10 protein-coding genes are annotated in these 14,170 nt (G+C 66.5%); 3 read left to right on the top strand and 7 right to left on the bottom strand.

Annotated elements, in window-relative coordinates; all coding sequences use genetic code 11:
• Positions 1-67 precede the first annotated feature (67 nt).
• Positions 68-3,004: a tetratricopeptide repeat protein gene (locus tag DAAJ005_RS06195; protein ID WP_226342597.1), complete on the bottom strand. Its 2,937-nt coding sequence runs from the start codon at positions 3,002-3,004 to the stop codon at positions 68-70.
• A 150-nt stretch (positions 3,005-3,154) separates the two neighbouring features.
• Here DAAJ005_RS06195 and DAAJ005_RS06190 point away from each other — a divergent pair, with 150 nt between their 5' ends.
• Positions 3,155-3,859 (top strand): hypothetical protein, encoded by a 705-nt coding sequence (locus tag DAAJ005_RS06190; protein ID WP_151846350.1) that lies wholly within the window; start codon positions 3,155-3,157, stop codon positions 3,857-3,859.
• Between the two features lie 169 nt (positions 3,860-4,028).
• Positions 4,029-4,934 carry a PhzF family phenazine biosynthesis isomerase gene (locus tag DAAJ005_RS06185; RefSeq protein WP_151846349.1) on the top strand — a complete coding sequence of 302 codons (906 nt, stop codon included), beginning with the start codon at positions 4,029-4,031 and terminating at the stop codon, positions 4,932-4,934.
• Between the two features lie 108 nt (positions 4,935-5,042).
• Here the strand turns inward: DAAJ005_RS06185 and aceA are convergent, their stop codons facing one another.
• Positions 5,043-6,374, bottom strand: a complete 1,332-nt coding sequence (gene aceA / locus DAAJ005_RS06180; protein WP_151846348.1) for an isocitrate lyase — start codon at positions 6,372-6,374, stop codon at positions 5,043-5,045.
• 286 nt (positions 6,375-6,660) lie between these two features.
• Positions 6,661-7,293 carry an HAD family phosphatase gene (locus tag DAAJ005_RS06175; protein ID WP_151846347.1) on the bottom strand — a complete coding sequence of 211 codons (633 nt, stop codon included), beginning with the start codon at positions 7,291-7,293 and terminating at the stop codon, positions 6,661-6,663.
• 268 nt (positions 7,294-7,561) lie between these two features.
• Here DAAJ005_RS06175 and DAAJ005_RS06170 point away from each other — a divergent pair, with 268 nt between their 5' ends.
• Entirely contained in the window at positions 7,562-8,590 is a 1,029-nt protein-coding gene (locus DAAJ005_RS06170; protein ID WP_226342596.1) for a bifunctional oligoribonuclease/PAP phosphatase NrnA, read from the top strand.
• Positions 8,591-8,691: 101 nt separating this feature from the next.
• Here DAAJ005_RS06170 and DAAJ005_RS06165 read toward each other — a convergent pair whose 3' ends face one another.
• The 4 genes from DAAJ005_RS06165 to DAAJ005_RS06150 all read right to left on the bottom strand — a co-directional run bounded on the left by DAAJ005_RS06165 (position 8,692) and on the right by DAAJ005_RS06150 (position 13,774).
• Entirely contained in the window at positions 8,692-8,970 is a 279-nt protein-coding gene (locus DAAJ005_RS06165) for a glutaredoxin family protein (RefSeq protein ID WP_151846345.1), read from the bottom strand.
• A gap of 117 nt (positions 8,971-9,087) precedes the next feature.
• On the bottom strand, positions 9,088-11,277 hold the full coding sequence (locus DAAJ005_RS06160) for a protein kinase (RefSeq protein ID WP_151846344.1): 2,190 nt from the start codon (positions 11,275-11,277) through the stop codon (positions 9,088-9,090).
• Between the two features lie 250 nt (positions 11,278-11,527).
• Positions 11,528-12,544: an SDR family oxidoreductase gene (locus DAAJ005_RS06155; protein WP_151846343.1), complete on the bottom strand. Its 1,017-nt coding sequence runs from the start codon at positions 12,542-12,544 to the stop codon at positions 11,528-11,530.
• A 105-nt stretch (positions 12,545-12,649) separates the two neighbouring features.
• Positions 12,650-13,774, bottom strand: a complete 1,125-nt coding sequence (locus DAAJ005_RS06150) for a M42 family metallopeptidase (RefSeq protein ID WP_151846342.1) — start codon at positions 13,772-13,774, stop codon at positions 12,650-12,652.
• Positions 13,775-14,170: the final 396 nt, after the last annotated feature.

Here is a 14,170-nt window from a genome sequence, read left to right as displayed (position 1 = left end):
GCAGCGCGGAAAGCCCTGAGCCGCGCCGTAAAATCAGATCGTCAGCAGACCCAGGAGATGTTCGATCTCACGGGAGAGACGGCCCAGGTGGAGATTCGCCCCCATCCCCTTCCAGCAACCACAGGGCGTCGCCGGGGCGCAGATGGGCCAGGGCTTCGGCGCGCGGGCCGTGCAGCGTATGAAGCAGAGGCCACGCGTCTCCTCCAGCTTCCAGCACCCGCCCCAGCGCCCGCCACACGCCCACGCGGAAGGGAGCCAGCGCCGGGTCCGCCAGCGCGGCGCGCAGCCAACGGATCGTCTGTGGGCCGTCACCGATGGTCAGGGCGGCTTCCAGCGTCAGCAGTTGCGCCTGCAAGCCAGGATCGGGCAGGTCGTCCAGTCCCGGTTGCACGCGGCGCAGCAGGGCGTGGGCGCGGTTCAGATCGGCCAGAGCCTCGGCAGGACGGCCCGCGCGCCACTGGACCTCGGCGCGCATGGCGCGGGCCTGGGCCTCCTCGTAGGGGTGGGCGGCCAGGGCCAGGGCGCGGGCCACGCAGTCCAGCGCCGCCGCCGGGTGGGGTTCGGCCAGCGCGCGGCTGAGGTGCATGTCGAACAGCAGGATGCTGTCGCGGTCACTTCCGGACGTGGCCTCCCCAATCAGGCCGTCCAGCAGCGTGCGGGCCTGCTGCAAATCAGGGTGATCCCGCAGCGGGCCGAGCAGAGGTTGCAGATATGCGCCGCCCAGCCCGCGCGTCAGGTATGCCAGGGCCACGCGGTAGTGGGTGCGGCGCTGACGGTACTGGACCTCTGCGGGCCGGGCGCTGCGGCCTGTCAGCAGGGCCAGCGCCTGGGCCGAGGCCGCCAGGGCGTCGTTCGGGCGACCCAGTGCCAGCAGCAGCGGAATCCCCTCCGAGAGCAGGCGGGCGCGGGGCACCCCATCGGCGTGGCGGCGCGGATCGGGGGGCAGCAGGGCCAGGGCGCGGTTCAGTGTGGCCTGGGCCTCTTGCACCAGCCCCAAGCGGCGCAGGGCGGTGGCACTGCGAGCCAGCACGCGGGCGCGTTCCTCCTGGGCGGCCCCCGCCGTTTCCAGCCTGATCACGGCGTCGCGCAGGGCCGCCAGTGCGGCAGCGGGCTGGCCCAGGCGCAGGCGCAGATCGCCTTCCTGATAGCGGGCACGCGCGGAGAGCAGCGGGCTGGAAGGCGGCACCGAGGCCAGCGCCGCCAGCGCCTCTTCCCAGCGTCCGGCATCCTTGGCGATCAATCCGCGCCACAGCCCCGCGCGGGGGCCACCCACTGCCGCACGCGGGTCCATGACGGCGCGGGTGGCAGTCTCCAGATCACCCGCCCAGCGGGCCAGGGCCGCCTGCACCAGCAGCGCGTCGGCGCAGGCCGTGACCGCCCAGGGGTCATGCACGGGCAGGGCGGAGGAAAGGAGGACGGACACCTCCGGGTGGGCCAGTTGCTCTGCCGCCGCCGCCATGTTCCCGGCTTCCAGGCTGCTCTCGGCCAGCTTGACCCGCGCCCAGGCCCGCACCGGGGGGCGTGTGGCCTCCAGCAGCGTGAACAGGGCGTCGCGCAGCCCCGAATCATGGTAGTCGCCCCGGCCCGCGTGGTGGCGGACCACCGCCCCTGCCAGATCGTCGCGGGTCTCCCCTGCCGCGCCGTGGCGGATGGACGGCCACAGCGGCGGCAGCCAGCGGGCGTCGTCGGGTTGCGCGTGAATGTGGGCCGCCAGCGCCGCCCAGTCCTTCAGGGCGGCCAGCGCGGCCAGTCGAACGGGACGCCCCCCTTCAAAGGTCAGCCCGGCCAGTCGGCGCAGCGCGGCGGTGCGGTCTTCCGCTTCCAGCACATTCCAGGCGGTGCGCAGGGCAGGGGTGGGGGTCCAGCCCAGCGCGTCCGAACCGGCCAGCAGGGCGCGGGCATGGGGCGGCCATTGCCGGAATTCAGTGCCCAGCGCGGCCCGCAGCAGTTCGGGTGGCCAGGGAAGGACGGAAGAATGGACTGAACTCAGATTGAGTGCCGCCGTCGCCCCAGCCAGCCGCCGGATGTCGGGGTCTGTCAGCAGGTCCGGCGCGTCCGCGTCCGTCTGGCCTCCGCGCAGGCGCACCAGCAGACTCAGGCGGTCCAGATGGCGTCCGGTTTCGGCCACCAGTGAATCGGCCTCCGCACGGGCAATGCCCAGACGGGCCATCAGGTAGCCGCGCGCCTCGGCGGGGGTAGGCGGATGCAGGGTGATGGTCTCGGGGAGCGGCAGGCCGAGACCATCGGCTGAAATCTTTTCCAGGGCCAGCAGCACGGCCAGCCCTGACGGTGCGGCACGCAGCAGGTGTTCGGCGGCCCAGCGTGCCGGGGACACCACCGAACCGTCGGCGCTGCGGGGCGGGCCACCCGCGAAGCGCAGATCATCGGTCACGCGCACCAGCAGCGTGCCGAACGCCGGAAGCTGACGGCGCGCGGCCTCCATCTGCGCCGCCGCGAGCTGCGAGTAGGCTGTGCCAGGCGCGACTTCAAGCCCCAGCAATTCGCTGGCCTCACCAGACAGAAACAGCCGCTTGACCGGAAGTCCGCCCTCACGTAAAGCCGCGTCCAGACTGTCCAGCAGCACGGTCTTGCCCGCTCCAGCCCGGCCAGTCACGATCAGTCGGGGCGCGCGGCCTGCCCACACCCCGGCCAGGAATTGGCGGTAGGCCCGCTTCTTGCTGCGGCCCAGCAGTTCCAGTTCAGCGGGTGGAGGGGAAGATAAGGAGACCAGCGGGGTTTCGGGCAATGGACGGCCCGTCTCAGCCGCCAGCTCAGTCAGGATGGCACGCAGGATTTCCCGGTCCGCCACGGTACCGATGTCGCGGTAGATGATGTTCCGCACCGCCGTGCCCCCGGCCCCACGCGCCCGCATCTGGGTTTCCAGCCAGCGCAGGCTGCCGCGCCGCACCGCCACACCCCCGCCGCCTGCTTCCGGGGGCAGGTGGGCGCGCAGATCAGCCAGCACCGCCTTGTAATCCACGATGGTTCCCAGGGTAGCACCCACGGGCGCAAAATAGACCCGGTGCAGAAAAGGGCCAGGGCAGCGTTCCTGACGCCTACATCAGCAACCCGGCACACGGCTGTGTATACTCGGCACAGCCTTCAATCCAATCCTCTTTCCGGCCATGAACATGGCCCCTTCTGGAGAACCCCTATGCGTAAACCCATGCTGACCCTCGCCCTGACCGCCGCCCTCGTGGCCCCCACCGCCTCTGCCCAGAACCAGGGAGCCGCCCAGGCCCTCTACGATTCGGGCAAATGGCAGGAAGCCGCCGCCTCTGCCGCCGCCCTGAACACCAGTGCGGGCCTGGCCCTGGCCGCCGAGGCCACCACCGCCGGGGCCGGAATGGTGCCCGATGCCCAGAAAAAAGCGCTGTTCCAGAAGGCGCAGGGTTATGCCAGCAGCGCCATTGCCAAGGACAAGAACAACGCCGACGCCTACTTCGAGCTGGCCCGCGCACAGGGCCGTCTGGCGCAGTTCTCGGGCATCCTGCAAAGCCTGGGGCTGGCCGGGGACATGAAGAAGAATCTGGATCAGGCCATTAAACTCAACCCCAAACTGGCCGGAGCCTATGTGGCGCTGGGCCTGTGGCACGCCAACCTGGATGAGAAGGGCTTTATCGCCCGCCGCGCCACCGGGGCCGACAAGAATCAGATTGCCCCCAACTTCGAGAAGGCGTTCGCGCTGGAGCCGAACGTGGCCGTCCACCACATCGAATACGCCAATGCCCTGATCCTCCAGAAGCGCAAGCCCGAGGCCGCCGCCGAACTGCAAAAGGCCATCGCCATGCCCGCCGACACCTTCTGGCAGAAGCGCGATCTGGATGACGCGAAAAAGACGCTGGCCAGCCTGAAGTAAGGGCTGGAGCAAGGAGGTGCGGTGCGCGGTGGGAAGGGCTTCCCAGGCGTGCCGCGCTTTTTTGTGACCCAGGGATCACGAAGAACAGAGCGTCCTCAACCCCATGCTGCCCAGGCCATTTGGCACCTATCTCCCTCTTTTCGTAGCCGGGCACGCTAAATTGATCCGCATGATCGCTTACAGCGAGGTCAGCGCCTTCACCAGCACGCCGGGCCAGGGCAACCGCGCGGGCGTGGTGCTGGACGCCGCCGGGCTGAGCGAGGCCGAGATGCGCGAACTGGCCGCCTTCCTGGGTGCGCCCGAAACCGTCTTCGTGACCCGCATGTCTGTGACCCACACGGGCCGCTCAGCCGTGCAGGTGCGCTACTTCACGCCCACGCAGGAGGTGGAGTTCTGCGGCCACGCCACGCTGGCGCTGGGGCTGATGCTGGCCCAGGCCGGACACTGGCGCGGCGGGGCGCTGGAGCTGGAAACCCTGGCGGGCCGCGTGCCCCTGCAACTGATCAGCGAGGCGGGCGTGCCCCATCAGGTCTGGATGCGCCAGCAGCGACACGAAATTCGCCCTGTGGCCACCCAACTGCGCGCCGAACTGGCCGAGGCGCTGGGCATCGACCCCCGCATGATCCACAGAGGTCTGCCGCTGGCCGCCGCCAGCACGGGCCTGTGGAGCGTTTTCGTGCCGTTACTGGACCCGGTGATTCTGGACGCGCTGGAACCCGATCTGGAGCGGATTGCCCTGCTCAGCGGGGCACTGGACGTGGGCAGCGTCTACGCCTACGCCCCGATGGGCGTCAACCGTTTCGCGGCGCGCGACTTTGCCCCGGCGCTGGGCATTCCTGAGGACCCGGTGACTGGCAGCGCGGGCGGCGCGTTGATGGCCCTGTTGGCACACGGGGGCCGCCTGCCCATGCGTGCCGGACGGGCCTGCGGCATCATCTATCAGGGCCACGCGCTGGGCACCCCCGGAGAGGTAGAAGTGGAAGTAGAAATGCATGGCGACGCGGTCATGGCCGTCCACGTCGGCGGCTGCGCGGTGCTGGAGCGCGAAGGGGTGTGGAGGAGAGAGGGGAGTTGAGGAGCGATTTTCGCGCTCAGAGCCGCTTCTTTTCAAGCATGTAAAACGAGTACAGCAAAAAGGGGAGCCAGAATTTCGGCTCCCCCTTCTGATTGCAACTGCTAAAGCTCAGTCGTGTGCGCCTGCCAGCTCCCGCACCCCGAACTGCTGGGCCTCGGTGCTTCCGGCCAGGGCGTTGGTGCTGCTCTGGCCCCCAGCGGCGGCGTTAGACACGGCGTCAAAATAACCTGTTCCCACCTCACGCTGGTGCTTGACTGCGGTGAAACCGCGTTCCTGGGCCGCAAATTCTTTCTCCTGCAACTCCACGAAGCTGACCATCTGGTTGCGGGCGTAACCGTGTGCCAGCTCGAACATCGCGTGGTTCAGGCTGTGGAACCCCGCCAGCGTGATGAACTGGAACTTGTAGCCCATCTTCCCCAGCTCCACCTGAAACTTGGCAATCGTCTCGTCGTCCAGATTCTTTTTCCAGTTGAACGAGGGCGAGCAGTTGTAGGCCAACAGCTTGCCGGGGAACTCGGCGTGGACTGCCTCTGCGAATTTGCGCGCGTCCTCCAGATTCGGCACGCTGGTCTCGCACCAGATCACGTCGGCATAGGGGGCGTAGGCCAGGGCGCGGGAAATGGCCTGCTCGATGCCGGGCTTGACGAAGTAAAAGCCTTCCGGGGTGCGCTCCCCGGTGCAGAACGGCCTGTCATTGTCGTCGATATCGCTGGTCAGCAGGTTGGCGGCGTCGGCGTCGGTGCGGGCGATCAGGACCGTGGGGACACCGCTCACGTCGGCGGCGAGTCGCGCGGCGTTCAACGTGCGGATGAACTGCGATGTGGGCACCAGCACCTTGCCGCCCAGATGCCCGCACTTCTTCTCGGAGGCCAGTTGGTCCTCGAAATGCACCCCTGCCGCCCCGGCCTCAATCATGGCCTTCATCAGCTCAAAGGCGTTCAGAGGACCACCAAACCCTGCTTCAGCGTCGGCCACGATGGGCGCGAAGTAGTCGATATCGCCTCTGCCCTCGCTGGTCTGAATCTGGTCGGCGCGGCGCAGGGTGTTGTTGATGCGCTTCACGACATCTGGCACGCTGGAGGCGGGGTACAGGCTCTGATCGGGGTACATCTGCCCGGCGTTGTTGGCGTCCCCGGCCACCTGCCAGCCGCTCAGATAGATCGCCTTGAGGCCCGCCTTGACCTGCTGCATGGCCTGATTCCCCGTCAATGCGCCCAGCGCGTTCACGAACGGCTCGTCCTTCATCATGCGCCACAGCTTGTTCGCGCCGTGCCGCGCCAGGGTGAACTCGATGGGCAGGCTGCCGCGCAACTTGACGACTTCCTCTGCCCCGTAATTACGCTTGATCCCCTTCCAGCGGTCCTCGGTCTGCCATGTTTTTTCCAGAATCTCGGCGGGCGTGCGCGGGCTGTGTGGCTGTCCATTCTGGGGCTGGGTCATGTCGGTTCTCCTGGGGGTATGGAAGGCGGTCCCCGTCCCATCTGGGAGAGGTGGCTGGGTGGGAAGAATGTGTTTCCTTGTGGTGCTGTGAAGACAGTGTGCGGGACGCAGGCACGCCAGAGAGGCGGTTTACCTGTGATGGGGTGGGGTAAACCACCCTGGCAGGTAAACCACTCGACTCAATGCGCCCACAGAGCCTGGAAACAGCTCAATCAACCCAGCGCAAAAAACCTCTCCATATGAACTTATGAAGCTCCACAGGAGAGGCGGGGAGAAAGGCCGGGCGTCAGCTTTGCGTCTCGCCCGACTTCAGCCAATGCGCCAGCTCACGCTCGAACGCCGCGTGCGCCTCGTGGTGGTACAGGATGCCGTGGAATCCAGCGGCGTTGGCGGCGTCAATGTTCTCCTGCACGTCGTCCACGAAGGCGGTCTGGGCAGCGGGCAATTCCATCGCCGCTTCCAGGGCCGCGAAAGCTTCGGGGGCAGGCTTCTTGTGGCCCAGCTCGTTGCTAAAGACCAGCGCATCGAAACGGGCAAACCGAGGATCGGCACGCAGATGGTCACTGACCACCGGATAGTTGTTGCTCAGCAGGCCCACGCGTACGCCTTCCGGCAGGGCGGCCAGAGTGGCGTACATCGGCGCGTGATCGGCAATGCTGCCCAGATACAGCGCCTCGAAGTCGGCGTAAGGCAGTATGACGCCAGTTTCTTCCTGCAACACAGACCAGAAGTGATCCAGGGTCCACGCGCCCACTTCCAGTTGCCGAACATGCCGAAAGTAACTGTCCCGAACACGCTCGACGGGCACGCCGCTGTGGTCCGCCACGTTCTGGGTGCTGCGCCCATCGAAGGTGCCGACGGTAAACACGCCTCCCCAATCGAAGGCGACATGGCGGGCGGGCAGAACAGATTCATTCACGTCTGCGATTGTGACGCACCCGGCGCACGGACAACCCCACTCTGTTCAGACCTGCACGCATCCCAATGGGTGAGAGGGGCGGTGCATGACCTGGCATTTGAAAATTCGCCTGGACTCACACAATCATTCTGGACCCTTCACACCCCGGATAATCGACAGAAACGCTATCCTCTACGGCTGGAACGATCTAGTCGAATTCATTTACCACCGTCCATGCAAAACACATGCGCTCAACATTTCTCTAATTTGGAGTCGTTATAGTCCAGGCGTGAAGATTTCTAATGGGGACAATCATCAGTATCAGCAGGAGGTCAGGCAAGTCGCGGCCCTGCTGCGCGCCCACGACGGGCCGGTGGTCGTTCTCTCGCATGAGAATCCAGACGGCGACGCCCTGGGCAGTCTGCTGGGCCTGACTCGGGCCTTACGGGATCTGGGCAAGACCGTGATCGCCCCGATGAACGTGCCGCGCTACCTGCGTTTCCTGCCTGAACCCGGAGAAACCAGCACGCCGCTCACAGACTGGCCGGAGGGTGCGCTGGCCGTGGTGGTGGACGTGGACAACAACGACCCGGACCGGGTGGCAGGCGCGGACCTGCGGCAGTTTTCCGGTCAGGTGGTCAACATTGATCACCACGGCACCAACCAGCGGCGAGCCACGGCGGGGCTGATCGATCCGGGCAAACCGGCGGCAGTGATGCTGGTGGCCGACGTGCTGGATGAACTGGACATCACCTGGACCGAGGGGATTGCCACGCCGCTGATGCTTGGCCTGATCACCGACACAGGCAGCTTCAAATTCGACAGCGTCACACCAGAAACCTTCGAGTGCGCCGCCCGACTGCTGGAACACGGCGCGCGGCTGGGCTGGATCAACGATTCCATGGGCCAGAACCCGCGCGCCTACTACCTGCTGCTGCGCGAGGTGCTGGACACCATGGAATTCACGCGTGATGGCCGGGTGGTGCTGGCCCGCGTGGACGACGCCATGCTGACGCGGGCCGGGGCCACCTGGGAAGACGTCGAGTCCTACGTGGGCCTGCTGCGCAACTCTGAGGGCGCGGACCTTGCGGTGATGATCAAGGACTTTGGGGAGCGGGTCAAACTGTCGATGCGCTCACGCGGTGGGGTCAGCGCGCAGAACATCGCGGTGGCACTGGGCGGCGGCGGCCACGTCATGGCGTCCGGGGCCAGCGCCAGCGAACCTTACCCGGCAGTGCGCCGCCTGCTGGACGCAGCCATCGACACTGAACTGGCACGGGTGGATGGCCTGGGCGCAGTGTCGGCAGTCGCCCACTGAACCAGGAAGACCAGAAAGTCGGCGCACGAAATCTGTCCAGCCAGCCGTCTCCCCAGGATTGCAGCCGGATTTCCCAACGGACCTGCCTGCACCAGTGTCGTTCAAGCTTCGGGGCGCTCAGAGGTGGGCGGTTCTGCGGCGCGCAGCAATTGCAGTTTGATCATGCCCAGGCGGCCCGGACTCAGAACGCCGCGCGCCAGCACCTGTTCGCCCAGGGCCAGCACGGGCACATCGTCACCATATTGCTGCCGCCATTCGGCGTTCGTGTCCACATCCAGCAACTGGACCCGGAACTCCAGCCGCGCCAGATTCTCCTCGGCCTGCTCGCACAGGTGGCAACCAGTTCGGATGTAGAGGGTCAGCAGCGGCAATGAGGACATGGGTGACTCAGATGCTAGAGCATCTCGCCAGAGAATTGCCCCGCCAGATGAGGCCACAAAGGTTACGGGATCGGCCCGGGAAGCCGCGCCTCTGACCAGTGTCCAGATCATCACTGTTCAGAGGCTGGCGGCAGCCTGAGGGCCGAGTTGCGCTGAGGTGGCCTTGTCTTCGCCGGGCTGAGCAGGGCTGAGCCTTTCAGCCACTGACTTGCCGGGCTGGGGCTGGCCTACGCCGGAGTGGGGGCGGTCCAGCAGCGTCATGGCCTGCACCGGGGCGTACATGTCGCGGCTGGAGATGGGATCGCCCGCACTGGAAATGGTCCGCAACACCTGCCCGCCCTGGCGCACGGCATAAATCTGGCCCTCCGGTCCCACACTGATCAGCCACGGGGCCTCGGTGGGTTCGCCCACCAGGGTGTCCAGCGAGAAGGTCACGCCGGGGGTGCCGTCGGCCTCGATCTTGCGCAGTTTGCGGGCCACGCCGTCCACGATGTACACCGCGCCGTGGCGGTCCACGCCCAAGCCCTCCAGCGTGCGCAGGCCCTCGCTGTGGCGGTCCAGCCGGAAGGCATAGCGGCTGAGGTACTCGCCCTGCGCGGTAAACTTCTGGACCTCGTTGTTGCCCGTGTCCAGCACGTACAGGTGCCCGTCCGGCGAGGCCACCATGCGGCGCGGCTTGTCGAAGCGGCCGAGACCCTGCCCACGCCCGCCGAAGCGGCGCACGAACTGTCCGGCAGTGTTGTACACGACGATATGGTGCGCCTCGCCGTCCAACACGTAGATGTGGCCCTGGGTAAAGGCGATGTCCAGCGGTTGCAGCAGTTCACCCTCGCCCAAGCCGTAGGGGCCGAAGGACAGCAGTTCCTGGCCCTGTGGGTCCAGCTTGCGGACCAGCGCGCCCGACTTGCCCTGGCGGTATTCCTGCAAGGTCACGTACAGGTTGCCTTCCGCGTCCCCAGCCAGGGCATTGGGCACGCTGGGCAGGCCCTGTGCCGTACTGCCGCCCTGATCGCACAGGCTGGCACGCAGCTTGCCGTGCAGGTCCAGCAGACGCACGGTGCCGCGTTTTTCTTGCACGCTCATGGCCAGGGCCAGCGGATCGCCGAAAACCTCATCACTTAGAACCCCTGCGTCAATGCGGGTGATCACCTCGTCCAGGGTGGGACGCTGCGCCGGGTCCTTCTCGATCATGTTCAGGATCAGGTCGTTCAGGCGGCCCGGCACTTCCAGCCGCACCTGCTTGGGCGGCTTGGGAGATTCGAAGACCTGCTGATGCACCACAGCCTCGTAACTGCCCCGAAAGGCGGTCTGGCCACTGACCATCTCGTAGGCCAGCAGGCCCAGGGAGTACACGTCGCTGCGGGCGTCCACGCGGTTGCCCTTGGCCTGTTCGGGGGCCATGTAGATCGGGGTACCCACCCGCGCGCCCGTCATGGTCAGGCGGGTCAGGACCTTGCCCACCGCGATACCGAAGTCCATCAGCTTGACGCCGCCTTCACGCAGTTGGCCGCCTTGAAAGGCGTTCTTGAGCATCATCACGTTGCCGGGTTTGATGTCGCGGTGAACCACGTTCTGCATGTGGATATGGCGCAGCGCGTCGGCCAGGGCACGGATCACCTGCACCGACTCGTTAAAGCCCAGGGTGCTGTCTTCCAGTAGGGCTTCCAGGCTGTCACCGTCCAGGAATTCCATGGCGATGTAATGCTCGGGGTCCTGCATGCGGTAGTCGTAGACCCGCACGATGTTGGGGTGGTTGAATCTCTTGAGAACTTCGGCCTCGCGGTAAAAGCGTTTGACGAATTTGGCGTCGGCCAGATACTTTTCCTGCGGCACTTTCAGGGCCACGATGCGCCCGTCGCTGTTGCGCCTGGCGCGGTACACACTGCCCATCCCGCCGATGCCGATACGGTCCATGACCTCGTAATCCTGGAATCTGAGGTCCGCCTTGGTGGCCGACAGCGTGCTGCGGCGCGTCAGGGTAGGGGCGCGCGAGACCCGCGTGGGCTTGCCGCTGGGCATCTTGATTTCCTTGCGGCGCGCGGGCTGCGCGGGCAGGGAGGAGGACTGACGGAGCGAAATCAGGCTGCCGCCCACGATCACGGCCAGCACGCCCAGTGCGCCCTGTGCCCGGTCCAGCGCGGCGGTCCAGGGACTGCCCTGCGCCGCGCCGCTATGTGCCAGCAACACCAGGGTCACCACCAGACCCAGTCCCAGCAAGGTGGCCAGGACGTTCAGGGCGCGCTCCGGGAAGCGGACCAGCAGCAGCAGGCCCACCACGAACAGAGCCGCCAGCAGCAGGGCAGTCACAGGTGCTGGCCTCGGCTGAGCAGGGGCAGGGGACAGGAGTGGGTCATCTCACCCCGTTATACCCCCCTGTTCCTTGCGCCACACTTACAAACAGGGTCTTGAGCCTCCTGGAGCGTGAAAAATCTTGCATCCCTCAAAAGCAGGCTGGAAAGGCGGATCCGTCAGAGAGAACAGCCCTGTGCTGGAGACGTTCTGACCCTGGCAGCGCGACTGTTTTCCCGCTTACCCCAGGCAGATTCTCCCCGGAACGTCAGGCCAACTCTCCCCCGTCCTGCCCGCCCAGCTCGTTGAGTTCCCGCTCGGCCCCGTTCTTGATGGGGTTGCGGCGGGTCAATGGCGTTTCAGCCTCCTTGCCCAGGACAGCCTCATCACTCTGGGTGGGGGCAGGCAACAGACGGGTTCCCAGCGCCAGCAGATCGGCGGTGAGCTGCGGGGCCAGGGCCTGGGCGTACCTGAGCAGTGCGGCAGAACCCCCCACCATTGCTTCGGCGTCGCCGCGCACCAGGGCGTCCACCATCCGCTGGGCAGCTTCACGGGCGTCCAGCGAGATCAGCGGGAAGTTGTCCACCGTGGCGAACAGCGCGTATTCCTTCTGGGCCTGCCCCTTGACCTCGGCCTGTCGCGGGCTGCCCGTTCGCATGACGGTGGGGCAGACGGTGGTCACGCCGATGCCGTCCCCGGCCAGTTCGGCGCGCAGGGCCTGCCCGATCCCCGTCAGGGCGAACTTGCTGACACTGTAGGGGGCCAGATGCGGCACCGCCACCTTGCCGCCCACCGAGGACACCAGCAGCACCCGCCCGCCCCGGCGGCGCAGTTCGGGCACGGCCAGCCGGGTCAGCAGCAGCGGCGCGAAGGCGTTGACCTCCATGCTCCGGCGGAAATCGGCCTCGGTCATGTTGGCCAGCGGTCCGCTCTGAATCAGGCCTGCGTTGTTGACCAGCACGTCCAGACCGCCGTGAAGGCGCGTGACCTCGGCCAGGACGCGGCGCTGATCGTCTTCACGGGTCACGTCGCCCGCCACGGTCTGCACCCGCCTGCCCCCGCCGAGTTGCTGGGCCGCACGCTCCAGCTCGGCAGGATCGCGCGCCATCAGCGTAAGAGTGGCCCCACGCTTCAGGAACTCGGCGGCCAGCGCCAGCCCCAGACCGCGCGAACCCCCGGTAATCAGGACACTCTTGCCAGTCAGATCGTAGGGTGGGATGAACTTGCGGCGCATGGCGATGGCCGTGACCGCCGCCGCCAGGATCAGTCGTCTGGGAATTCGCATTCCCGCATTGTGGAGTCTGGTCTGAACACGCGGGCAACGAGTCAAGACCCGCTCAAGACGCCGGGGCAGCGGTCTGACGCCTGTGACGAGAGCCGAAAGAACGGGTCAGTCTGAGGACTTCTCTTCCAGCGCCACGAAACGCAGATCCAGGTCAGGAAGATCGTGCAGGAAACCTTCCAGCAGAGCCACGGCCCCTTCCAGATCGCGGCTGTCCAGCACCTCGACAGGGCTGTGCGTGTAGCGGTTGACCACCGAAACGGCCCCAGTTGGCACGCCCTGACCCAGATATTGCAAGGCTCCGGCGTCGGTGCCGATCCCCTTGAGGACCTCGCGCTGCACGGCTATGCCCCGTTTGCGGGCCGCGCCGAGCAGACCCCGGCGAATGGCCGGATGCGCCTGGGTCGAGGCGTCCATCATCTTGACGGTGGGGCCAGCGCCCAGTTGCAGATGCGGGCCGGAGAACTCGGGCGTATCGTCGGCGGCGGTCATGTCTAGGGCCAGCGCCACGTCGGCCTGAAGGTGGCGGGCCAGCGCAGACACGCCGCGTAGGCCGACTTCCTCCTGCACCGAAAACACCAGGACCAGCGTGACTGGCGGCGGCGTCTCGTGGAAGCGTTCGAGCAGGGTCAGCAGCACGGCGCAGCCTGCCCGGTCATCCAGGGCATGTGCGGTGTAGCGCCCCGTCTGGCGGCCCAGTTCGGTCAGGCTGCCGACAAAGCCCACCGGATCACCGACGGCCACGCCCATGTCGAGGACTTCCTGCTGGCTGCGCGCACCAATGTCCACGTACAGGCTGGCGTAGGGAACGACGTTTGCGCGGTCAGCGTCACCCAGCAGATGGGCACTTTTGGTGCCGATGATGCCCAGCAAGCGCTCGCCGCTGTCGGTGCGAATCCAGACGCGCTGCGCTGGGAGAATCCGGTCATCCAGGCCACCGAGCTTTTCCAGGCGCAGGAACCCGTCCGCGCCGATCTTATAGACGCGGAAGCCCACCTCGTCCATATGCGCCGAGATGATGCAGCGCCGCGCACCAGCCTGAGCGGCGTGGCGCACGGCAATCACGTTGCCGAAAGCGTCCACATTGATGGTATCGGCGTGGGGACGGGCGGCCTTGACCACCAGTTGCACGACGTCTTCTTCGGACCCGCTGGGTCCAGTGGCTTCCACCAGCGCTTGCAGATGCTTCATCACAGAGGGAAGAACGGAATTCTGGGGGTTGGATTCGGTCATCAGGGTCTTCCTTGGCTGGCGCTCTTGAGGAGAGGGCGAGAGTGATGCGGCTCAGAGGCCGAGGGTGCCCCGGTGACGCAGACTTGCAGTTCAACCACCACGCGGCTCCCGCGCCGCCCGGATTCTACTGGTGTCGTCTCCCCGAGAGACGCAGGGTTCTCACCGCCCGGCGTTTCTCCTATGGCCCAGTCGGTAGGGGTTTGCTCTAACGCTCGCGAGTCCGGCTCCAGTGTGGTCTGAAGCCCCGGTAGGCCCTGCACCAGAATGCCCGCCCGCAGCCGCGCCCAGGCGTCTGCAGCGATAAAGCGTCTTTCGGCAGGATGTCTGGCAGCCTTCCCAATCCTGCCGGGATATCTGTGGGCCGCCATAGGTATACCGCCCCTTTACCTTCAGGCA

Source organism: Deinococcus sp. AJ005, assembly GCF_009017495.1.
Taxonomy (GTDB): domain Bacteria; phylum Deinococcota; class Deinococci; order Deinococcales; family Deinococcaceae; genus Deinococcus.
Note: the sequence above shows the minus strand (reverse complement) of the source record. Positions and strands in the feature narration are given on the sequence as shown.

Coding starts and splice junctions, on each gene's coding strand:
- DAAJ005_RS06190 (WP_151846350.1), top strand. CDS start 3,155: ATGCGTAAACCCATGCTGACCCTCGCCCTGACCGCCGCCCTCGTGGCC.
- DAAJ005_RS06185 (WP_151846349.1), top strand. CDS start 4,029: ATGATCGCTTACAGCGAGGTCAGCGCCTTCACCAGCACGCCGGGCCAG.
- aceA (WP_151846348.1), bottom strand. CDS start 6,374: ATGACCCAGCCCCAGAATGGACAGCCACACAGCCCGCGCACGCCCGCC.
- DAAJ005_RS06165 (WP_151846345.1), bottom strand. CDS start 8,970: ATGTCCTCATTGCCGCTGCTGACCCTCTACATCCGAACTGGTTGCCAC.
- DAAJ005_RS06155 (WP_151846343.1), bottom strand. CDS start 12,544: ATGCGAATTCCCAGACGACTGATCCTGGCGGCGGCGGTCACGGCCATC.
- DAAJ005_RS06150 (WP_151846342.1), bottom strand. CDS start 13,774: ATGACCGAATCCAACCCCCAGAATTCCGTTCTTCCCTCTGTGATGAAG.